Origin of the sequence: Mesorhizobium sp. B2-4-19 (assembly GCF_006441315.1) — a bacterium.
Taxonomy (GTDB): domain Bacteria; phylum Pseudomonadota; class Alphaproteobacteria; order Rhizobiales; family Rhizobiaceae; genus Mesorhizobium.
This window is the reverse complement of the sequence record NZ_VFUV01000003.1, coordinates 211,295-231,533: the sequence shown is the minus strand read 5'-3', so window position 1 is coordinate 231,533 and position 20,239 is coordinate 211,295. Positions and strand designations below refer to the sequence as shown.

The window sequence follows — 20,239 nt, the reverse complement described above, 5'->3', positions numbered from 1 at the left end:
CCGGTCCAGCGCTTTTTCCGCATTCTAAAGGGCTGGCCATGGCAAAAATCATCGAAACGTCCACAGGCGCACTGGCGCTGACCTTTGACGACGTGCTTTTGCAGCCGGGTCACTCCGAGGTCATGCCCGGCGAAACCGATGTCCGCACCCGCATCGCAGGCGACATCGATCTCAACGTGCCGATCCTCTCTGCCGCGATGGACACCGTCACCGAGGCGCGTCTTGCCATCGCCATGGCCCAGGCCGGCGGCATCGGCGTCATCCACCGCAATTTCTCGCCGGCCGAACAGGCCGAGCAGGTGCGGCAGGTGAAGAAATTCGAATCCGGCATGGTGGTCAATCCGGTCACCATCGGTCCGGACGCCACGCTCGCCGATGCGCTGTCGCTGATGCGAACCTATTCGATCTCGGGCATTCCGGTGGTCGAGAATGGCGGCACTGGCGGCCACAAGACCGGCAGGCTGGTCGGCATCCTGACCAACCGCGACGTGCGCTTTGCCTCCGACCCGGCGCAGAAGGTCTATGAGTTGATGACCCGCGAGAACCTGATCACGGTCAAGGAGAATGTCGACCAGGACGAAGCCAAGCGGCTTCTGCACCAGCACCGCATCGAAAAACTGGTCGTTGTCGACAAGCAGGGCAATTGCGTCGGCCTGATCACCGTCAAGGATATCGAGAAGTCGCAGCTCAACCCGCACGCCACCAAGGATGCGCAAGGACGCCTGCGCGCGGCGGCCGCCACCAGCGTCGGCGACGATGGCTTCGAGCGCGCCGAGCGCTTGATCGACGCCGGCGTCGACCTTCTGGTCATCGACACCGCGCACGGCCATTCGCAGCGCGTGCTCGACGCCGTCACGCGCGCCAAGAAACTCTCCAACTCGGTGCGCATCCTGGCCGGTAACGTCGCCACCGCGGAAGGCACGCAGGCGCTGATCGACGCCGGCGCCGACGCCGTCAAGGTCGGCATCGGCCCGGGCTCCATCTGCACCACCCGCATCGTCGCCGGTGTCGGCGTGCCGCAGCTTTCAGCCATCATGTCCGCCGTCGAGACGGCGCACAAATCGGGTGTGTCGGTGATTGCCGACGGCGGCATCAAATATTCCGGCGATCTCGCCAAGGCGCTCGCAGCCGGCGCCAGTGCCGCCATGATCGGCTCGCTGCTGGCCGGCACCGATGAGAGCCCGGGCGAGGTCTATTTGCACCAGGGTCGCTCCTTCAAGGCCTATCGCGGCATGGGTTCGGTCGGCGCCATGGCGCGCGGCTCGGCCGATCGCTACTTCCAGGCCGAGGTGCGCGATACCCTCAAACTGGTCCCGGAAGGCATTGAGGGCCAGGTCCCATACAAAGGACCTGTGTCTGGCGTGCTGCACCAGCTTGCGGGCGGGCTAAAAGCCGCTATGGGTTATGTCGGTGGCCGCGACCTTGCCGATTTCCGCGAGCGCGCCACTTTTGTGCGCATATCCAACGCCGGACTTCGTGAAAGCCACGCCCATGACGTCACGATTACCCGCGAAAGCCCGAACTATCCCGGCGGAGCCTGAACAATACGGGCTCGGCCGGAGCCTGACCGCGACGGTCCTGCGGCTGCCCCGCCACGCGGCCGCACTGTGTTTCCTGTCGGCGGCGGTTTTCATCGCCATGACGGTGATGGAATTCTTCTATTTCCGCCAGTTGAGCGGCGGCCTGCCGTCGCTCGACATGCGCTATTTCGGCTTCACGCCCGACGAAGGCATGGCCTGGCTGACGGCGCTCGGGCGGCGCGGCGGCGAGATCATTCTGGTCTGGCACTATCTGACCTTCGATCTGTTGTTCCCGGCTCTGCTGTCGCTGACCTTGATGAGCCTGGTCCTGGCCACCGGCCGGCGCCTGCAGAACTTTCGCGAGCTTCCCGGGCAGGTGCAGTCGATCTTCGCGCTGGTTCTGGTGCTTCCCTACACGCTGGCCGACTATGCCCAGAACATCGCCGTGGCGCGGCTTCTGTCCGACTTCCTGTCGGCCAACCCGGATTCACTGTCTTTCGCTTCGGCTCTGATCATCACCAAATTCGCGCTTCTCGCCATCCCGGTGGTCGTCATTGCCGCTTTCTGGCTGGTGGGCCAAAGACGCCAGGCCTGAAGCCGATCAGGGCAGGGGAAATATCATGAACCAGACGACGATCTTCTGGCCTGTTCTAGCGCATGTGGCTCTGGTCTACATCGTCTACGGCGTATTGGGGCGCCGCAGATATGGCGCAATCAAATCAGGTGAGGCCAAGGTCGGACAGTACAAGGCCCGCTCGACCGAGCCGGCGTCCAGCATCACCGTTGCCGCCAATCTCTGCAATCAGTTCGAACTGCCGGTGCTTTTCTACGTGCTGTGCCTGACGCTCCACGTCACCAACGGCGTTAACTATCTGACCTTGGCGCTGGCGTGGATTTTCGTCCTGACGCGCTATTTTCATGCCTGGGTTCACCTGACCAGCAACAATCTGCGGCTGCGCAGCCGTTCTTTCTTCGCCGGTGCGGTGGTGTTGGCGCTGGCCTGGATTTGGTTCGCGCTGCACCTGCTTGGCATCGTCTGAGGCGGGGTCACGCAGGGGTTGCGGCCCTCGACGCACGCAATGCGTCGATCGCCTCGTATCGCCGGTTCTCGTCCTGATCCGAACGCATTGGCTAGAAAGCCTCTAGAGATCGAACACCGCTATCTTACGCTTGTCGAACTTTATCCCGATCTCGCCCCGCACCAGCTTCAGCGCCGCTTCGCCGAACACGGCGCGCCGCCAGCCCTGCAGTGCCGGCACATCGGCGTCCTCGCCTTCGGCGGCGATGCGGTCGATGTCATCGCTGGAGGCCAGCACCTTCGAGGCCACGCCCTGCTTTTCGGCGACGATCCTGAGCAGCACTTTCAACAATTCAGCCGCGGCGCTCGAGCCTTCCGGCGGCTGGAAATTCTTCGGCAGTTTCGGCATCTGCTCCTTGGGCAAGGCCAGCGCGGTGTTGACCGCCCCAAGCAGGGCCGTCGCCGTCGAGGAGCGCTCCCAGCCCTTGGGCGTCGTGCGCAGCTTGCCGAGGGCGGCCGTGTCGCGCGGCGCCTGCTGCGCCACCTCGTAGATCGCGTCGTCCTTGAGCACGCGGCCGCGCGGCACGTCGCGCTCGCGCGCCTCACGTTCGCGCCATGCCGCCACGGCCTGCACGATCGCCAGTTCCTGCGGCTTGCGCAGCCGCATCTTCAGCCGCTTCCAGGCGTCTTCGGGATGCGGATCGTAGGTCTCGCGCGAGGTCAGAACATCCATCTCTTCGTTCAGCCAGTGGGCGCGGTTCTCCCGCACCAGTTCGGCGCTCAAATGCTGATAGACCTCGATCAGATGGGTGACGTCGGCGAGCGCGTAATCGAGCTGCTTGTCGGACAGCGGCCGGTGGCGCCAGTCGGTGAAGCGAGACGACTTGTCGAGCCGGGCCCCGGTGATGCGCTGCACGAGCTGATCGTAGGAAACGCTGTCGCCGAAACCGCAGACCATGGCCGCGACCTGCGTGTCGAACACCGGGTGTGGCACGAGATCGCCGAGATGGACGATGATTTCGATGTCCTGGCGCGCTGCGTGGAAGACCTTGACCACGGCCTCGTTGGCCATCAGCCGGAAGAACGGGGCGAGATTGATGTCGGGCGACAGCGGGTCGATCAGCGCGGTGACGCCGGGCGCCGCCATCTGGATCAGGCACAGGATCGGCCAGAAGGTCGTTTCGCGGATGAACTCGGTGTCGACGGTAACGAAATCCGACTTTTCGAAAGCGGCGAGAACGGTCTCGAGTTCTTTCTGGGTGGTGATGACGTGCATCAAATCGCTTTTGGCAGGAGTAAGGTCTTCCTAGATTTCAGCCGGGAAAGCTTTCGTCAAGCTTTGGCGCTTCCGTCATGCGCTTCCCGGGCCATCGGAATCGCCATTGCGCCTGGCCAGCCGCGCGAAAACGGTCGACGTGCGCAACAGCGCGATGAAGCGGCTGCGCTTGCCCACGGGCACGCCGGAGCGTGCCTGCATGCGGTAGAGGATGACGGCGATGAAGATCGCATAGACGGTGGCGCTGAACACGAACAGCGCACTCGGCCCGAAATGCTGCATCACTGTCGAGGCGGCGAAAGGGCCGCCGATGGCGCCGAAGGAGTAGAACAGCATCAGCGCCGCATTGATCAGCACGAACTCGCCGGTGCCGGCGCGGTCGTTGGAATGCGCCGCCGACAGCGAATAGAGCGGCATGGCGAAACAGCCGAAGATGAAGATGATGATGAAGTTGAGCAGCGGATTGCTGCCGGCGATGAACACCAGCGCCAGGGCTGAAAGCATAGCGCAGCAGGTCGTCAGCAACAGCACCCGGCGCCGGTCCCAGCGGTCGGAGAGATAGCCGAGCGGATACTGGATGATGGCGCCGCCGAAAATGCCGACGCTGACGAAGGTGACGACATCGGCGACCGACATGCCGATCTGTTCGGCATAGACCGGCGACAGCGTGCGAAAGGCGCTGTTGGTGACGCCGACGGCGATGCAGCCGAAGCAGCCGAGCGGCGAAATGCGCCAGACGCGCGCCAGGTCGAGCTTGACCTCCTCCGGCGGTGTCGGGTTGGAGCGGTCGCCGAGCGAGACCGGCACCAGCGACAGCGTGATCATGATCGACATGATGGCGAAGATGGTGAAGCCGCCGGCGCCGAAGACCGGGATCAGGAACTGGGCCGATGTCACCGAGCCGGTGTCGACCATCCGGTAGATCGCCAGCACGCGGGCGCGATCCTTGTTGGTGACGCCGGAATTCAGCCAGCTTTCGACGATGGTGAACAGCCCGGCGAAACAGAAGCCGCCGGCAAAGCGCACGGCGCACCACATCACCGGATCGAGCACCAGCACCAACAGCAGAGTGCCGACCGATGCAATGGCGGCCAGTGCCGAAAACGCCCTGATATGGCCGACCGCCTTCATGATGCGGGTAATGGCCAGGCAGCCGAGCAGGAAGCCGGCGAAATAGAAGGTGCCCATCAGGCCGATGTCGGAAGCGGAAAACCCCTCCTGCGCGCCGCGCAGTGCGATCAGCGTGCTTTGCAGCCCGTTGCCGCCGAGCAGGATGCCTGCGGCCAGAAGAAGCGGGATCAGCGGGCGGATGGAGGACATGAAAAGGCGGTCACATATCGGTGATCCCTTCTTGAACCATTACCCTCGTCAATGCCAGCGGCAAATCTAGGCCGGCATTGACGGGGGCAGGCCATTGCATTCCATGGCGAATTCGTCCTGGCCTGGGAAGCAGTCGTTCAAGCAAGCTGAGCTTGCAGCGCCACTCCTGCGTCGGCGACAATAGCGTCGCTCTTCCACCGAGGTTCCAGAATCAATGGTAGTGAACCTAAGGATACGGCCGTCTTTGACAAACGGTTCAAAGTCCGCGTCGCCAATATCGTCGGAATCCATGCCCGGTTCGGCCTGGAACAAGGCCATTGGCTTGTCGCCCTGAAGCATCAGTTCCATCTCGCGGCCATTGTGTGGCCCAATGCCCGGTGGGAGTGCGTTTTGGCACTGGGCGTCTCCAGGTCGCTTGATACCAGATCGCTTGATAAATGCGTTGTCTCAGGAACACGTCCAGCGGCAATGCGTGGAGGCCGGCAAAGACTTGAGCCCTGACGGTCGAACCTGGATACGGCCCAACGTCTCCTTGCCTTGACAAATCCAGGCTCCCATGCGCTTTTCGCGCAAATTTTGGGCCGGGCTTCGATGCTTTGGCCTGCCACCCAGCACCCCGGACTTTACCAATGACAATGCACCGTTACCGCAGCCATACCTGTGCCCAGTTGAGAAAGAGCGACGTCGGCTCTTCCGTTCGCCTGTCGGGCTGGGTGCATCGCGTGCGCGACCATGGCGGCCTGCTGTTCATCGACCTGCGCGACCATTACGGACTGACCCAGATCGTCGCCGACCCCGATTCGCCTGCCTTCAAGGTCGCCGAGACCGTGCGCGGCGAGTGGGTCATCCGCGTCGATGGCGAGGTCAAGGCGCGCTTGCCCGAGACCACCAACGCCAACCTGCCCACAGGCGAGATCGAGATCTTCGCCCGCGAGATCGAGGTGCTGTCGGCGGCCAAGGAACTGCCGCTGCCGGTGTTCGGCGAGCCGGACTATCCCGAGGACATCAGGCTGAAATACCGTTTCCTCGACCTGCGCCGCGACACGCTGCACAGGAACATCGTGGCACGCACCAAGATCATTGCCGAGATGCGCAAGCGCATGACCGATGTCGGCTTCACCGAATTCTCGACGCCGATCCTGACGGCTTCGTCGCCTGAGGGGGCCCGCGACTTCCTGGTGCCGTCGCGCATCCATCCCGGCACGTTCTACGCGCTGCCGCAGGCGCCGCAGCAGTACAAGCAGCTGATCATGGTGTCGGGCTTCGACCGCTATTTCCAGATCGCGCCGTGCTTCCGCGACGAGGACCCGCGCGCCGACCGTCTGCCGGGCGAATTCTACCAGCTCGACCTGGAAATGAGCTTTGTCGAACAGGACGACGTGCTGTCGACCATGGAACCGGTGATGCGGGGCGTCTTCGAGGCCTTCGCCAACGGCAAGCCGGTGACGCAGAAGTTCCAGCGCATTCCCTACGATGTCGCCATGCGCAAATACGGCACCGACAAGCCGGACCTGCGCAACCCGATCGAAATGCAAGCCGTCTCCGATCATTTCCGCGATTCCGGCTTCAAGGTGTTCGCCAACATCCTGGCCAACGACCCGAAGGCCGAGGTGTGGGGCATTCCTGCCAAGACCGGCGGCAGCCGTGCCTTCTGCGACCGCATGAATTCCTGGGCGCAGGGCGAGGGCCAGCCGGGGCTGGGCTACATCTTCTGGCGCAAGGAGGGCGACAAGCTCGAAGGCGCTGGCCCGCTCGCCAAGAACATCGGCGAGGCGCGCACCGAGGCGATCCGCCAGCAGCTCGGCCTTGCCGACGGTGATGCCGCCTTCTTCGTTGCCGGTGATCCCAGGAAGTTCGTTTCTTTCGCTGGTGCGGCCCGCACGCGCGCTGGCGAGGAACTGAATCTCGTCGACCGCGAGCGCTTCGAATTGTGCTGGATCGTCGACTTCCCGTTCTTCGAATGGAACGAGGAGGAAAAGAAGATCGACTTCGCCCACAACCCGTTCTCGATGCCACAGGGCGGTATCGATGCGCTGAACGGCGAGGATCTGCTCGGCATCAAGGCCTTCCAGTACGACATGGTCTGCAACGGTTTCGAGATTGCATCAGGCGGCATCCGCAACCATCTGCCTGAAACCATGGTCAAGGCGTTCGAGACGGTCGGACTGGACCGTGCGACCGTCGAGGAACGCTTCGGCGGCCTTTACCGCGCCTTCCAGTATGGCGCGCCGCCGCATGGCGGCATGGCGGCCGGCGTCGACCGCGTCGTCATGCTGCTGGTCGGCGCCAAGAACCTGCGCGAGATCACCATGTTCCCGATGAACCAGCAGGCCTACGACCTGTTGATGAGCGCGCCGTCGGAAGCAAGCCCGCAGCAGCTTCGCGAACTGGCACTGCGTGTCGCCCCGACTAGGAAGGACGCCTGATCGCGAGTTTCGAGCGGTACTTTAAAAACCCTCCCGAACCGATTCTCTTGACTCGATAATCCAAAAAAATAGCCCGGCATCGCTGCCGGGCTATTTTTGTAATCTGAGGCCGTTCGATCAGTCTTCGTTCGCCTTGACGCTGACGCCGAGCGTCTTCGGCAGGTCGAGCGGGTTGGACATGGCGCCGGCCATGATCAGCGCGAACGGCACCGAGGCCGGCGGCTCGGCCGAGATTTCGAGGCTCTTCGGGTCGTCGAGATATTTGCTGACTGCCGCGGTCACCTGCGCTGTCAGCTCCGGATTGTTGAGCTGCGCCATGCCGAACGGCACGATCGCCTTGGCCTGGTTGGCGACGTCCTTGGCCGACATGCCTTGCTGCTTGCCGACATATTCCAGCACCTTGCCGGTCAGTGAATCGTCGTCGAAACGGATCGAGGCGCTGTTGAAGGAAAGCTGCTGCAACAGGCCGAGCATGGCCATGCCTTGCGCCGAATTGTCCGCGCCTGCCGGTTGTGCGGCCATCTTCTTCTGCATTTCCTGCAGCGACTTGATGAAGTCGATCGTGTAGCCGCCGAGGTCGAAGGTCATGCCGAGCGTGCCGGCATTCTCGACGGAGATGTCGTATTTCGACAGTTCCATCTTGCCGTCCGAGGGCTGCCAGGTTCCGGCCATTGCGAGATTGCCCGAAATGTTCTGGTAGCCGAGCGCATCGATGACCTCCTTGGACTTGGGGTCGTCGACCAGCGAGAGATCGGCCGTGAATTTTTCCGTATTGCCGGTGAATTCCATCGCCTTGCCGTCCGCGGGCGGCGTGATCTGGATGGCAAGCCCGTCCATCGAGAAGGCGATCTTGTCGGCGACCTTGACAGTCATGTTGGCGAGTTCGGCGGATTTGTACATCATCAGCGAGCCCAGCGGGCCGGTGGCGCCATCGGCCGGAACCACCATGTCATGGATGACGAAGGGGCTGAGGTTGAGGGTGACGCCGTCCTTGGCGTGCTCGAAGGCCGAGGTCGAGACGGTGCCGATATCGAAGCCGCCATTGGCCGCGGTCACGTTCTCGAGTTTGACGTCGCCGATGGTGAGGGCTTCCTTTTCCGCCGCCGGCTTGATGGCAACGCCCTGCAGCACCATGCTGGTGTTGTCGCCGGTCACCCCGGTCCAGGAGATGTCGACGCCCTGGGCAGCCAGCGCCGCCTTCAGCCGGTCGGCAACCGCGGCATCCTGGGCAAGGGCCGCATTCAGCGGCAGTGTGAACAAGAAGGTTGAAAGAGCGAATTTCCGGAGAGTTGAGCGTTTGATTGTCATCGCAAGGTCCCTGAGAGTGTCCTGAAATTGTTTTCAATTCTTTGCGCCATCACCATTCCGTGACGAACTGGACGGGAAAAAGGCGTATCCCGGTACCATGGTCGAAAATCACAGTGAAAGGCAAACTCGATCCCACCGTCTTGGCGCAAACCGGTGAATTTGTCATGAAGAGCCGGTTGCCCGATATCATCACGCTTGGCCATAAAGGCCTGTTGTAACAGGCTGATGTTGGTCGACATCCCCAGGCATACGGTTTCATGTTGCACAACGGCGGGTATATCTGCAGGGCTCTTGCCGCGAATCGCCCGCTCGGCTAGTCCCAGCCCATGGGAAAAAGGCTTTTGCCGCCTGAAAATGGCGGTGGTGATCATATCGAGCCGGTCGATCTGAAGAAGGCGCTGGAAGAGCGCTATCTGGCCTATGCGCTGTCGACCATCATGCACCGGGCGCTGCCCGACGTTCGCGATGGGCTGAAGCCGGTCCACCGCCGCATCATGCACGCCATGCGGCTGCTCAGGCTTAACCCCGACCAGGGTTTTGCCAAATGCGCCCGCATCGTCGGCGAGGTGATGGGTAAGTTCCACCCGCATGGCGACCAGTCGATCTACGACGCGCTGGTGCGGTTGGCGCAGAATTTTTCGATGCGCTATCCCTTGGTCGACGGGCAGGGTAATTTCGGCAACATCGACGGCGATAACGCCGCCGCCATGCGCTATACCGAAGCGCGCATGACCGATGTGGCGACCGAACTGTTGTCCGGCATCACCGAGGATGCCGTCGACTATCGGCCGACCTACAATGAAGAGGACGAGGAGCCGGTGGTGCTCCCCGGCGCCTTCCCGAACCTGCTGGCCAACGGCTCGTCCGGCATCGCGGTCGGCATGGCGACATCGATCCCGCCGCACAACGCGGCCGAGCTTTGCGACGCCGCATTGCACCTGATCGAGCATCGCGATGCGCCAGTGTCGAAGCTGATGGATTTCGTCCAGGGTCCGGATTTCCCGACCGGCGGCATCATCGTCGACAGCCGCGCTTCCATCCTCGAAGCCTACCAGACCGGCCGCGGCGGTTTTCGTGTGCGGTCGAAATGGAGCCAGGAGGACCAGGGCAGGGGCACCTGGAGCATTGTCGTCACCGAAATTCCCTATGGCGTGCAGAAGGCGCGGCTGATCGAGAAGATCGCCGAACTGCTGATGGCCCGCAAACTGCCGCTGCTCGAGGACATCAGGGACGAAAGCGCCGAGGATATCCGCGTCGTGCTGGTACCGAAGAGCCGTTCCGTCGATCCGGGCATCCTGATGGAATCGCTGTTCAAGCTCACCGAGCTTGAAAGCCGTTTCCCCCTCAACATGAACGTGCTGTCGCGCGGCAAGGTGCCCAACGTCCTGTCGCTGAAGGGCGTGCTGCAGGAATGGCTCGACCACCGCCGCGACGTTCTGATCCGCCGCTCGAAACATCGCCTGGGCGAGATCGAAAGACGGCTGGAGATCCTTGCCGGCTACCTGATCGCCTATCTCAACATCGACGAGGTGATCAAGATCATCCGCGAGGAGGATGAGCCCAAGCAGGTGATGATGGCCCGCTGGTCGCTCACCGACAACCAGGCCGAGGCCATCCTCAACATGCGTCTGCGCGCCTTGCGCAAGCTGGAAGAATTCGAGATCCGCAAGGAATTCGATGGCCTGAGCGCGGAGAAGAAGCAGATCGAGGCGCTGCTGGCGTCCGATGCCAAGCAATGGTCGACGATCAAGTGGGAAGTCACCAACATCCGCGACAAGTTCGGCCCGGAGACCGAACTCGGCAAGCGCCGCACCCAGTTCGCCGATGCACCCGAGCACGACCTGACCGACATCGCGCACGCCATGATCGAGCGCGAGCCGGTCACCGTGGTGGTTTCGGAAAAAGGCTGGCTGCGGGCGATGAAGGGGCATCTGGCCGACCTTTCGACGCTGGCCTTCAAGGAAGGCGACAGTCTCAAGCTCGCCTTCCACGCGCAGACCACCGACAAGGTGCTGGTCTTCACCACCGGCGGCAAGTTCTACACAATCGGCGCCGACCGGCTGCCGGGCGGGCGTGGCCATGGCGAGCCGATCCGCATCATCGTCGACATGGACAATGACCAAGACATCGTCACCGCCTTCGTCCACGATCCGAAGCGCAAGCTGCTGCTGGCCTCCTATGACGCCAATGGCTTCATCGTGCCGGAGGAGGAAGTGGTCGCCAACACCCGCAAGGGCAAGCAGGTGATGAACGTCAAGGCGCCGGACGAGGCCAAGCGTTGCATGCCGGTCACCGGCGATCACCTCGCCATCGTCGGCGAGAACCGGAAAATGCTGGTGTTCGCGCTTTCCGAAATTCCCGAGATGGGTCGCGGCAAGGGCGTGCGGCTGCAGAAATACAAGGATGGCGGCCTGCTCGATCTCAAGCCGTTCAGCTTGGAGACGGGCCTGTCCTGGCAGGATTCGGCCGACCGCACCTTCACAAGGTCGCGCGAGGAGCTGGCCGAATGGCTCGGCGCCCGGGCATCGGCCGGCCGCATGGTGCCGAAGGGTTTCCCGAGGACGGGCAAATTCGGGTAGCTGATCTCCCCCTCGAGGGGAGATGTCGCCAAAGGCGACAGAGGGGGTCGAACGGACGCGACCTGATACTTTGAGCAGAGAACGCTGGCGCTTTACGCGGCAACCCCCTCTGGCCTGCCGGCCATCTCCCCCTCAAGGGGGCAGATTCCAGGGCATTTGGAGTATCGTCACGATTGCTGCACTATATCAGTGCATAAACGGGGAAAGGTGTTTGGGAGAGACGGGCGTTTGAAGGAATCCAGGATCCAGAAACCGGAACGGCAGCAGCGCCTGTTCGGCCTGTCGACGCCGCTGCGGTCGGCTGTCATTCCGCCGTTGTCGGCGGCGCGCTGGCTGCTGGTGCTGATCGTCGCCGCCGGCGTCTATTTCTTCCACGGTTTCCTGTTCCCGGTGCTGGCGGCACTTGTCATCGCTTTCGCCAGCTGGCCGCTTTACCAGCGGCTGCTGGCTGGCGTCGGCGGCAACCGCACCATCGCCGCCACTCTGGCCATCCTGTTCATCCTCGCCTTTCTGGTGATCCCGATCGCGCTTGCCGGCACCTACGCCATCAACGAGGTGCGCGAGTGGGTCGGCTGGGCGATCGAGACCAATCGGCATGGGGCCGTGACGCCGCGCTGGATCGCGACCATGCCTGTCGTAGGCGACTGGCTGAACGAGCAATGGACGACCAATTTTGGTCATCCCGGCGGCATTGGTGAACTGATCCAGCTGATCAGCGGCGCAAACATAGGCAGCATCTATCGCGGCGCGCTCGCCGCCGGCGGCAGTGCCTTTGGGCTGCTCCTGACGCTGCTGTTCATGATGATCGCCCTGTTCTTCGCCTATCGCGACGGCGAGCATTTTGCCGGCCAGGTCGATCGCCTGGGCGAACGCATCCTGCCGACACGATGGGAGCGGATTTCGCGCGTCGTCCCGGCGACCATTTCCTCGACGGTGACCGGCATGACCGTCATCGCCATCGGCGAGGGGCTGGTGCTGGGCATCGCCTACTGGCTGGCCGGGGTACCGTCGCCGGTGACGCTTGGCGCCCTGACCGGCGTCATGGCGCTCATCCCCGGCGGGGCGCCTTTGTCCTTCACCCTTGTCTCGATTTATCTGGCCGCCAGCGGCTCGCCCATGGCCGGTCTGGCGCTGTTCCTGTGGGGCGCCGTCGAACTGTTCATCGTCGACAAGACACTGCGCCCGAAGCTCGTCGGCGGGCCGATAAAGCTGCCCTTCCTGCCGACCTTTTTCGGCCTCATCGGCGGCGTCAAGACGATGGGGTTCCTCGGCCTGTTCATCGGCCCGGTGCTGATGGCGCTGCTGGTCGCCATCTGGCGCGAGTGGCTGCGCGAGGTGGAACTGGTCGACGAGTTGACCGCCGACTCGGCAGCCGAAATCGAAGGCGGGCCGCCGCAGATCGAAATCCTGCCGGAACCCGGCGTGGCGAAGAAGGCCAGCGCCTGATCCCGAAACGCAACTTGCGCTAGGCCCATCAATTACAAGTCAGACCGGATGGTGCACCGCAAGGTCACCCCGTTGCCTACGGCCGTCATGCAGTTGCCAGAGTGAATGGGCGACCAGCGTGACGATCAGGATCGCGCCACCGATCAGACTGTTGCGGGTCGGTGTCTCGGCAAAGATCATCCACACCCAGACCGGCGCCAGCACGGTTTCGAGCAGGTAGAACATCGCCACTTCCGGCCCCGAAATGTATTTCGGCCCGGCGGCGAGGCAGAAGAACGAGATCGGCATGATGACGGCGCCGTTGAAGATGATCCACCAGGGCGCGTTCACGTGAAAGCCGGTCTTCGAGACCATGAACACCGCAACGATAAGCGGCAGGATGACGCCGATCAGGGCCGTGAAACCCATGTCCTTGCCGCTGGCGCGCGAGATGGTGATGGCCGAAGCGATGCAGAAGGCCGAACACAGCGCCATCAGGTCGCCGAACAGATGTCCGGCGCCGATCGAATCGCCGACGATGATGGCCACGCCGAAGATCATCAGCGCCAGCGCGGCGAGCGTCGGAGGCCGCGGCCGCTCCTTCAGGAACAGCCATGACAGCAGCGCGGAGAACATGGTGGTGAAAGCCAGGATGAAGACGAGATTGGCCGTCGAGGTATTGAAGACGCCGGTGATGAAGGCGATCGAGCCAAGCCCGTAGAACGCGGCGACGACGAGTCCTGTCCAGCCCGGAATGAGTTGCGGCGCGTTCTTGCTCAGCGAGCGCCAGACTGCCCAGATGACCAGGGCAGCCACGAAAGTGGTGCCGGTGCGCAACATGAGGATCGTCCATGCGCCGCCATCGGCGAGGCGGATCAGCGGAATGTCGACGGTCAGAGTCAGCCCGCCTATGGCGGTTATCAAGAGGCCCTTCTGGTGGTGGTTGTGAGCGGACATGCAGGAACTTTCGCAATGAAATGCAGGCCGAGGGCTGACCGGTGCAATGGCGCACTCTCTCCAGCCGACCGGCTGAAAGACCAGCATCCCCTGCCTTGAAACTGTTTAAGCGCGGATCGTGGATAAACTCAGCGTGAAACCGCTTCGTTGGTGTAGCGCTCCCAGCCCTTGGGGCCGAGATGCTCCTGCGGCATGAAGCGCATCTTATAATTCATCTTGCGCGAGCCGTTGACCCAGTAGCCGAGGTAGACATGGGGCAGGCCCATCGCCCTGGCGCGGGCGATGTGATCGAGGATCATGAACGTGCCGAGCGAACGCTCCTCGAAATCGGGATTGAAGTAGGAATAGACCATCGACAGGCCGTCGGCCATTTTGTCGGTGAGCGCCACCGCAATGAGTTCGCCCTGACCCTTGCCGGTGATGAAGGTGTCGGGCCCACGCCGCCGGTATTCGATCACCTTGGTGTCCACATGGGTATCCTCGACCATCATGGCGTAGTCGAGCACCGTCATGTCGGACATGCCGCCGCGACGGTGGCGGGCATCGAGATAGCTGCGGAACAGCGAATATTGTTCGGTCGAGGGCTCGGCATTGTGCATGGCGCCGACGAGGTCGGAATTGTGCTGCAGCACACGCTTCATGTTGCGGCTGGCGGTGAATTCCTGGGCGAGGATGCGCACCGAAACGCAGGCGCGGCAGGTCTCGCAGGCCGGCCGGTAGGCGATGTTCTGCGAGCGCCGGAAGCCGCCTTGCGTCAACAGGTCGTTCATCTCCGACGCCTTGTCGCCGACCAGATGCGTGAACACCTTGCGCTCGAACTGGCCGTCGAGATAGGGGCACGGTGACGGCGCTGTCAGGAAGAACTGCGGCGACTGGGTCGGATGCTGCGTCATTTAAGTCTTGGAAACGCTCCTTCGAGTCGCTCTACCTTTGGCGCGGAAAGCGAAAAATTCAACAGGATTGTGAAGGCGCAGGCATGCGAACGCCTTCACATTTGCGCCGACAAGGCGCAAGCGCTCCCGAAAAACGCCTTTAACGGTCGGTGCGGCTGACCACCGTGCCAAGCAAAAGGTCATGCAGCGTACGCTTGCGGTCGGAGAACAAGGTCACCAGCAGGACCAGCGGCGACAGGATGACGTTGCCCGCCCAGAACAGCACGGAATGGACGACCGCGGTCAGGCCGTCGATCGGCCGCCCGTCGAGACGATCAAGGCGGACACCCATCATCTTCATGCCCGTGGTCGCCTGGTCGGCGCTGCCCAGCGTGTTCCAGATGTAGAGGATGGCGACGGCCGGCACCAGGACGCCGAACAGCATCCAGCCGAGACCGAGCGTCAAAAGCCCGAGGAAGAACACCAGTATGGCGAAGGGAATGGTGAGCAGGGCGACGATGATGTAGTCGAGCACGAAGGCCAGGATGCGCCGTGTGCGCACGCCTTCATAGGCCCTGACACCGTCAAGCCGGGTGTTGATGATTTCGCCGTCGAGAACGCGCGCGTTCATGTCATTTCCTCGTAACAGGGCCCGACATAGGGTGCGGGCCGCACGCCAATGAAATGGTGAAGGCCTGTGTCGGAATCAAGGTCGGGATCCTGTCGGGGGGCGCAAGGCGCGAGCGACACAGGATACGATCCGAATCGGTTGAATTTGCCATGCGGATGGCATTAGCTTGCTGCGGCGCAACAAAAGCGCCCAGGGGCAGAGGGACGGGGCACTATGGACTATGACATGCTGGTCATCGGCAGCGGCCCCTCCGGCCGCCGCGCCGCCGTGCAATCGGCCAAGCTCGGCAAATCGGTGCTGGTGGTCGACCGCGGCCGGCGCCTCGGCGGGGTCTCCGTACACACCGGCACCATTCCCTCGAAGACGCTACGCGAAACCGTGCTTAATCTCTCGGGCTGGCGCGAGCGCGGTTTTTATGGACGCGGCTACAGGGTCAAGCAGGACATTTCCGTCGGCGATCTGATCGAGCGCCTGCACAAGACGCTCGATCACGAGGTCGAGGTGCTGCAGCACCAGTTCATGCGCAACACCGTCAAGAGCGCCCGCGCGGCGGTGAAATTTCTCGGCCCCAACAAGGTCAGCCTGACATCAGACAATGACGATTACAGCGAAGTCGGATTCGCCAACGCGCTGGTCGCGGTCGGCACCAGGCCGCACCGGCCGCGCGATGTGCCCTTCGACAAGACCCGCGTCTTCGACAGCGACGAGATGCTGGAACTCGACCGCCTGCCGCGCACGCTGACGGTGATCGGTGGCGGCGTCATCGGCGTCGAATACGCCACGATCTTTTCCGCGCTCGACGTGCCGGTGACGCTGGTCGAGCCGCGCAATTCCATCCTCGATTTCGTCGACCGCGAGATCGTCGACGATTTCATCCACCAGATGCGCGATCGCGGCATGACGATAAGGCTTGGCAGCGCGGTGAAGGAAATCCGCTCCAAGCCAGAAGCCGCCGAAGTGGAACTGGCCGATGGCCGCACCATCCGTTCGGAAGTCGTGCTCTACGCCGCCGGCCGCACCGGCAATGTCGGCAGCCTGGGCCTCGACGTGGTCGGCATCGAGGCCGACTCCCGAGGCCGCATCAAGGTCGATCCGCAGACCTTCCAGACCAGCGTCCCCAACATCTACGCCGCCGGCGACGTCATCGGTTTTCCGAGTCTGGCCTCGACCTCGATGGAGCAGGGCCGGGTGGCCGCCTGCCACGCTTTCGGCGTGACGCTACCGCCGCCGCCGGAAACCTTCCCCTATGGCATCTATGCGGTGCCGGAGATCTCGACCGTCGGCCAGTCCGAGGAACAGGTGCGCCAGAGCGGCGGTGCCTATGAGGTTGGCGTGGCGCGCTTCCGCGAGACCTCGCGCGGCCACATCATGGGCGTCGACACCGGCTTCCTGAAGCTGTTGTTCTCGATCGAAACGCGCCGCCTGCTCGGCGCGCACATCGTGGGCGAGGGCGCCACAGAGCTCATTCACATCGGCCAGGCCGTCATCAATCTGGGCGGCACCGTCGACTTCTTCGTCAACAACACCTTCAACTATCCGACGCTGGCGGAAGCCTACAAGATAGCCGGGCTCGATGCCTGGAATCGCATGGGGCGGGGCTGACCTCTACCCTTCCATCTGGTTGAGCAGCGCCAGCATCACATCGGCCGACGGCATCGGCAGCACCGCTTCGATCTCCGCCGGTCTTACACCGGCTATGGCGTCGGCATCACCCGCCACGGTGCCAAGCGGCCCGCGGAACCCGTGCTTGGACCAGGCAAGCTGCTGCAGCTTCGGGCTGGTCAGCGCCTCCAGCAGCCGGTCGACCGCCGGATCGATGACGATCAACGGATGCGCGGAGTAGACGGTCGGTCTGGGGTAGAGGATCTCAGGTTTGGCGCCTATGCCGGCCTGTACCCTTTGCCAGCGCGCCGGGTCGGCTAGCGCCCATTCGACCAGCTGGTTTTCGTAGCCGACCACCATCGGCTCGGCGCCAAGGCCGCCGGCGATGTACTGATCGAACAGTTTTCCCGACGAGGACGACTTCAGGCCCATGCTGCGGAAGATCGCCTTGGCCTCATCGCCGTGCTGGGCCAGCAGTTCCTGCGTCGCCACATCGCCGCTCATCAGGCTCAGCACCAGGCCGGCGAACATGAAGCCGGAATTGGAGCGATTGGGATCGGTGGAGACGATGCGCGCCCGGCCATAAAGCTCGCCGATGCCGAGATCCGACCAGTTCTTGCCGGCAAGAACGGCGTCGAGCAAGGCCTTGAGGTCGAGCTGGTTGTAGCCGCCCTTGGCGGCTACCGTGACCAGTCCGCTCCTCTTCAGCCCTTCGACCACCGGCCCCCAGGTGTAGACGACGATCGGCGAGTTGAGCACCACCTGGTCGTTGCGGATCGACACCCCGTTCTTGCGGGCGAGATCAACCATGATCGAGGAGGATGGCCACAGGAATTGTGGCTTCTGCGACAGAAGTGCCGCTTCCCGCACCATCTCGACGGAACCTGCGACGCGCGCGTCCAGCCCAAGCCCATAGCCACCGAGCGCATGGGCCACGTCCGGATCGGCAAGAAAAGCCTGCTTCTCGCCGCCGATGAAGCCGAACAGATGCGCCTTGTTGCCGAGATAGCCTCGGAATTCGGGGCGATCCTTGAGTGTCAGATAGCCTCCGGTGCCGGCGGCGGCCGCACCCAGCAGACCCAGTCCAAAAGCGCGGCGCGAAATGGCCATCAGCGACCAATATCCTCTTTCAGCGACTCCTGAATGAGTCGCAGGTCCACGTCGAGCGTGCCGAGTTCGGTATCGGCCAGGCTGTCTGCATAATGCGTGAAAGCATCCTGAAGCTTGGCGATCACCGCGCCGACATTCGCCAGCCGGGCCTGACTGGGAGCGCGCCGGTTGGCCAGCGTCGCATAGCCCTCTGCTACCTCTGCCGCCTGCGGCACGTAATAGGTGAGGAACCGCCGCACCGAAGGCGCGCTGTCGGGCTTGGCCTCGACCCTGGAAATCACATCGGCGGCGATGTCGGAGAGGTTCTTCACCTTCGCCTTCATCTCCTTGTCGCCAATCGTGCCGGCCGCCGCGGCAAGTCTATCCGCGGCCGGTTGGGCCTGTGCCAAAAGCTCGCGGGCGAACGCCACCCGGCTGCCGGAGAACGAATTCAGATCGAGGCCTTCGAACAGCTGGCGTGGCGCCAGCACGAACACCAATCCGGCAAAGACCAGCGCGGCGATGATTGCAGACACCAGGAACGGAAAGTGGGTAAGCAGGCTCAGCCCGATCAGCAAACCCGCCGATACGAGGCCCGCCGCGATCCAGTTCCAGTCGTTGCCGAACAAGCCACGCATCCCAGCCGCGCTTCTCAGTTGTAGCCGCGAGCGGCGCGGAAGGCGCCCGCAAGGTCGCCGCTGCCGTCGAATACGCGTGCCGAAGTCGCCTTGGCAAGGCTGTCGAGCTGGCTCTTGTCGGCGTCGCCGAAGGTGATGCCGAACACCGGCACGCGCACCGGCGCGTTGCGCCATTGCTGGAGGAAGAAGTCGGCGCTTCCATCCGTCCTGCCATCCGTCATGATGATGATCGCCGGCAGGTATTTGGGCAGATCCGGCGTCGCGGTGATCTGCTGCAGCGCCTGTTGGGCGCAGGCATACATGTCGGTGCCGCCGCCGGCGTGCTGGTCGGCGACCGCAGCCAGCAGCTGGGCTTGCCCCGCCGCATCGCCGGTCGCCGCGAAATTGGCGCGCACGACGCCGTCGAACGGCAGCACGAAGATGTGGTCGGACGGCGTCCACTGCACCAGCACCTCGCTGGCTTTTTCCGGCGTGAACAGGAACTGTGCGGCGGCCTGCAGCTGTTTCTCGCCCTTGTCTTCCATCGAGCCGGAGAAGTCGAAGCACAGCGCCGTCAGCGACGGCTTGCGCAGCGCCTCCTGGTAGAGGTCGAGCGCTTTGCGGATCACCGCCGGCTCCGGCATGCGGATCGACGTCACCAGTTTGCCCGGGTCGAAATTCCATTCGGGTTCGGCCGCGGCCTGGATCGCCGCACCGCCAAGCGGCAGCCGCCGGCCGGTGTCGGCGATGCGCTTGCGCACGGCGTCCGACTGCAGATAGGCGAGCAGGTCGGTGAAGAATTTTTCGACGTCCGGGCCGTGCCCGTGATCGATGAAGCCGAGCGGGGAATCGCCGACCGCGATGCCGTCGGCCGGATAGACGGCATAGAGCGGCTCCTTGCCCATCTGCTTCAGCCTGTCGTTGGTCTCCTTCAGCGTCGCCTCATAGTTCCACATCGCGTCGTAGACAGAGCCCTTGCCGGCGCTGTCGACATAGAGATCGGCGAGCCAGCCCGACGAGCCGGACGAACGCTCGACGCCCTGCAGCAGCGCACTCACCGTTTCGCGTACGTTGGGATTGTCGAGATCGCCGGGTTCGATCACCTCCTTGCCGCCGAGCGCGCTGGACAGCATGGCGAGATAGGCGCTGGCGCCGGAATTGGACTGCGTCGCCGAGGTCATCAGGAATTTGAGCTTGCCGTCCTTCACCGCGGCCAGGATGTCCTTCATGGAGACCGGTTTGCCGACCCAGCCAAGCTCTTCGGCCTTGGATTTGCGCACGCCCAGAATGACCGGCATCTGCGCGATCGAGGTCAAATTGCGCACCTTGCGGCCGGAATCGAACAGGTCGACCCACACGCTCGAGGCCGGCCAGACCGCATCCTGGTCGAGGCCGGCGGGCCGTTGCAGGCCAAGGCCGATGTCGAGCGAACCCTCATAGGCGAAGGTGCAGGTCGCGCCTTGCGTGGTGCAGAATTCCTGCACGATCGGCTCCAGCACCGTGTTTTCGGAACCCGAGACGATCGAGAATTTGACGTTGCTCGAATTGCAGGCGGCCAAAAGCATCGCGATGGCCAGCAGCAGAACGGACGTCAGCGTC

At 63.2% G+C, this 20,239-nt stretch carries 18 protein-coding genes; 7 read left to right on the top strand and 11 right to left on the bottom strand.

Annotated features, from left to right (window positions below; all coding sequences use genetic code 11):
* The first annotated feature begins 38 nt into the window (after positions 1-38).
* Genes guaB through FJ546_RS07190 form a run of 3 tightly spaced genes read left to right on the top strand, consistent with a single transcriptional unit; the run spans position 39 to position 2,560 of the window.
* Positions 39-1,541 (top strand): IMP dehydrogenase, encoded by a 1,503-nt coding sequence (guaB, locus tag FJ546_RS07200; RefSeq protein ID WP_010915551.1) that lies wholly within the window; start codon positions 39-41, stop codon positions 1,539-1,541.
* Positions 1,492-2,115, top strand: a complete 624-nt coding sequence (locus FJ546_RS07195) for a hypothetical protein (protein ID WP_140888694.1) — start codon at positions 1,492-1,494, stop codon at positions 2,113-2,115. Before guaB ends, FJ546_RS07195 begins: the two co-directional genes overlap by 50 nt.
* Positions 2,116-2,140: 25 nt before the next feature.
* Positions 2,141-2,560: an MAPEG family protein gene (locus FJ546_RS07190; protein WP_140888693.1), complete on the top strand. Its 420-nt coding sequence runs from the start codon at positions 2,141-2,143 to the stop codon at positions 2,558-2,560.
* A gap of 102 nt (positions 2,561-2,662) precedes the next feature.
* Here the strand turns inward: FJ546_RS07190 and rnd are convergent, their stop codons facing one another.
* The 3 genes from rnd to FJ546_RS07175 form a co-directional block, all read right to left on the bottom strand.
* On the bottom strand, positions 2,663-3,814 hold the full coding sequence (gene rnd, locus FJ546_RS07185) for a ribonuclease D (RefSeq protein WP_140888692.1): 1,152 nt from the start codon (positions 3,812-3,814) through the stop codon (positions 2,663-2,665).
* A gap of 75 nt (positions 3,815-3,889) precedes the next feature.
* Positions 3,890-5,134 (bottom strand): MFS transporter, encoded by a 1,245-nt coding sequence (locus FJ546_RS07180; RefSeq protein WP_140888691.1) that lies wholly within the window; start codon positions 5,132-5,134, stop codon positions 3,890-3,892.
* A gap of 66 nt (positions 5,135-5,200) precedes the next feature.
* Positions 5,201-5,482, bottom strand: coding sequence for a hypothetical protein (locus tag FJ546_RS07175; protein WP_246686771.1), 282 nt, complete (start codon positions 5,480-5,482; stop codon positions 5,201-5,203).
* Positions 5,483-5,769: 287 nt separating this feature from the next.
* On the opposite strand from FJ546_RS07175, the gene aspS reads away from it, so the two are divergent.
* Entirely contained in the window at positions 5,770-7,560 is a 1,791-nt protein-coding gene (gene aspS / locus FJ546_RS07170; RefSeq protein ID WP_181167864.1) for an aspartate--tRNA ligase, read from the top strand.
* Between the two features lie 117 nt (positions 7,561-7,677).
* Here aspS and FJ546_RS07165 read toward each other — a convergent pair whose 3' ends face one another.
* Both FJ546_RS07165 and FJ546_RS07160 read right to left on the bottom strand, forming a co-directional pair.
* Positions 7,678-8,868: a hypothetical protein gene (locus tag FJ546_RS07165; RefSeq protein ID WP_140888689.1), complete on the bottom strand. Its 1,191-nt coding sequence runs from the start codon at positions 8,866-8,868 to the stop codon at positions 7,678-7,680.
* On the bottom strand, positions 8,865-9,239 hold the full coding sequence (locus FJ546_RS07160) for a hypothetical protein (RefSeq protein ID WP_140888688.1): 375 nt from the start codon (positions 9,237-9,239) through the stop codon (positions 8,865-8,867). The genes FJ546_RS07165 and FJ546_RS07160 overlap by 4 nt, the downstream gene beginning before the upstream one ends.
* Between FJ546_RS07160 and parC the strand changes: the two genes are divergently transcribed.
* Positions 9,195-11,447: a DNA topoisomerase IV subunit A gene (gene parC / locus FJ546_RS07155; RefSeq protein WP_140888687.1), complete on the top strand. Its 2,253-nt coding sequence runs from the start codon at positions 9,195-9,197 to the stop codon at positions 11,445-11,447. The two genes, FJ546_RS07160 and parC, sit on opposite strands and share 45 nt — an antisense overlap.
* Positions 11,448-11,675: 228 nt before the next feature.
* The gene (locus tag FJ546_RS07150; RefSeq protein WP_140888686.1) at positions 11,676-12,893 is read left to right on the top strand and encodes an AI-2E family transporter; all 1,218 of its coding nucleotides are present in this window, start codon (positions 11,676-11,678) and stop codon (positions 12,891-12,893) included.
* A 39-nt stretch (positions 12,894-12,932) separates the two neighbouring features.
* Here the strand turns inward: FJ546_RS07150 and FJ546_RS07145 are convergent, their stop codons facing one another.
* From FJ546_RS07145 to FJ546_RS07135, 3 genes are all read right to left on the bottom strand, one after another.
* Positions 12,933-13,829 (bottom strand): DMT family transporter, encoded by an 897-nt coding sequence (locus FJ546_RS07145; protein ID WP_140888685.1) that lies wholly within the window; start codon positions 13,827-13,829, stop codon positions 12,933-12,935.
* 128 nt (positions 13,830-13,957) lie between these two features.
* Positions 13,958-14,722: an arginyltransferase gene (locus tag FJ546_RS07140; RefSeq protein WP_019857587.1), complete on the bottom strand. Its 765-nt coding sequence runs from the start codon at positions 14,720-14,722 to the stop codon at positions 13,958-13,960.
* A gap of 139 nt (positions 14,723-14,861) precedes the next feature.
* Positions 14,862-15,332, bottom strand: a complete 471-nt coding sequence (locus tag FJ546_RS07135) for an RDD family protein (RefSeq protein ID WP_140888684.1) — start codon at positions 15,330-15,332, stop codon at positions 14,862-14,864.
* A gap of 213 nt (positions 15,333-15,545) precedes the next feature.
* Here FJ546_RS07135 and sthA point away from each other — a divergent pair, with 213 nt between their 5' ends.
* A complete protein-coding gene (sthA, locus tag FJ546_RS07130; RefSeq protein ID WP_140888683.1) occupies positions 15,546-16,934 on the top strand; it encodes a Si-specific NAD(P)(+) transhydrogenase in 1,389 nt (462 codons plus the stop codon).
* A 3-nt stretch (positions 16,935-16,937) separates the two neighbouring features.
* Here the strand turns inward: sthA and FJ546_RS07125 are convergent, their stop codons facing one another.
* The 3 genes from FJ546_RS07125 to FJ546_RS07115 are packed head-to-tail and all read right to left on the bottom strand — an operon-like array spanning position 16,938 to position 20,205.
* Positions 16,938-18,044 carry a hypothetical protein gene (locus FJ546_RS07125; RefSeq protein ID WP_140888682.1) on the bottom strand — a complete coding sequence of 369 codons (1,107 nt, stop codon included), beginning with the start codon at positions 18,042-18,044 and terminating at the stop codon, positions 16,938-16,940.
* Positions 18,044-18,661, bottom strand: a complete 618-nt coding sequence (locus FJ546_RS07120; RefSeq protein WP_140888681.1) for a 5-bromo-4-chloroindolyl phosphate hydrolysis family protein — start codon at positions 18,659-18,661, stop codon at positions 18,044-18,046. The genes FJ546_RS07125 and FJ546_RS07120 overlap by 1 nt, the downstream gene beginning before the upstream one ends.
* A gap of 14 nt (positions 18,662-18,675) precedes the next feature.
* Positions 18,676-20,205, bottom strand: coding sequence for a substrate-binding domain-containing protein (locus FJ546_RS07115; RefSeq protein WP_246686782.1), 1,530 nt, complete (start codon positions 20,203-20,205; stop codon positions 18,676-18,678).
* Positions 20,206-20,239: the final 34 nt, after the last annotated feature.

Bases quoted from the DNA above. Each gene is read 5' to 3' on its own strand.
- guaB (WP_010915551.1), top strand. From the start codon at position 39: ATGGCAAAAATCATCGAAACGTCCACAGGCGCACTGGCGCTGACCTTT.
- FJ546_RS07195 (WP_140888694.1), top strand. From the start codon at position 1,492: ATGACGTCACGATTACCCGCGAAAGCCCGAACTATCCCGGCGGAGCCT.
- FJ546_RS07190 (WP_140888693.1), top strand. From the start codon at position 2,141: ATGAACCAGACGACGATCTTCTGGCCTGTTCTAGCGCATGTGGCTCTG.
- rnd (WP_140888692.1), bottom strand. From the start codon at position 3,814: ATGCACGTCATCACCACCCAGAAAGAACTCGAGACCGTTCTCGCCGCT.
- FJ546_RS07180 (WP_140888691.1), bottom strand. From the start codon at position 5,134: ATGTCCTCCATCCGCCCGCTGATCCCGCTTCTTCTGGCCGCAGGCATC.
- FJ546_RS07175 (WP_246686771.1), bottom strand. From the start codon at position 5,482: ATGGAACTGATGCTTCAGGGCGACAAGCCAATGGCCTTGTTCCAGGCC.
- aspS (WP_181167864.1), top strand. From the start codon at position 5,770: ATGCACCGTTACCGCAGCCATACCTGTGCCCAGTTGAGAAAGAGCGAC.
- FJ546_RS07165 (WP_140888689.1), bottom strand. From the start codon at position 8,868: ATGACAATCAAACGCTCAACTCTCCGGAAATTCGCTCTTTCAACCTTC.
- parC (WP_140888687.1), top strand. From the start codon at position 9,195: ATGGGAAAAAGGCTTTTGCCGCCTGAAAATGGCGGTGGTGATCATATC.
- FJ546_RS07160 (WP_140888688.1), bottom strand. From the start codon at position 9,239: ATGATCACCACCGCCATTTTCAGGCGGCAAAAGCCTTTTTCCCATGGG.
- FJ546_RS07145 (WP_140888685.1), bottom strand. From the start codon at position 13,829: ATGTCCGCTCACAACCACCACCAGAAGGGCCTCTTGATAACCGCCATA.
- FJ546_RS07140 (WP_019857587.1), bottom strand. From the start codon at position 14,722: ATGACGCAGCATCCGACCCAGTCGCCGCAGTTCTTCCTGACAGCGCCG.
- FJ546_RS07135 (WP_140888684.1), bottom strand. From the start codon at position 15,332: ATGAACGCGCGCGTTCTCGACGGCGAAATCATCAACACCCGGCTTGAC.
- sthA (WP_140888683.1), top strand. From the start codon at position 15,546: ATGGACTATGACATGCTGGTCATCGGCAGCGGCCCCTCCGGCCGCCGC.
- FJ546_RS07125 (WP_140888682.1), bottom strand. From the start codon at position 18,044: ATGGCCATTTCGCGCCGCGCTTTTGGACTGGGTCTGCTGGGTGCGGCC.
- FJ546_RS07120 (WP_140888681.1), bottom strand. From the start codon at position 18,661: ATGCGTGGCTTGTTCGGCAACGACTGGAACTGGATCGCGGCGGGCCTC.
- FJ546_RS07115 (WP_246686782.1), bottom strand. From the start codon at position 20,205: ATGCTTTTGGCCGCCTGCAATTCGAGCAACGTCAAATTCTCGATCGTC.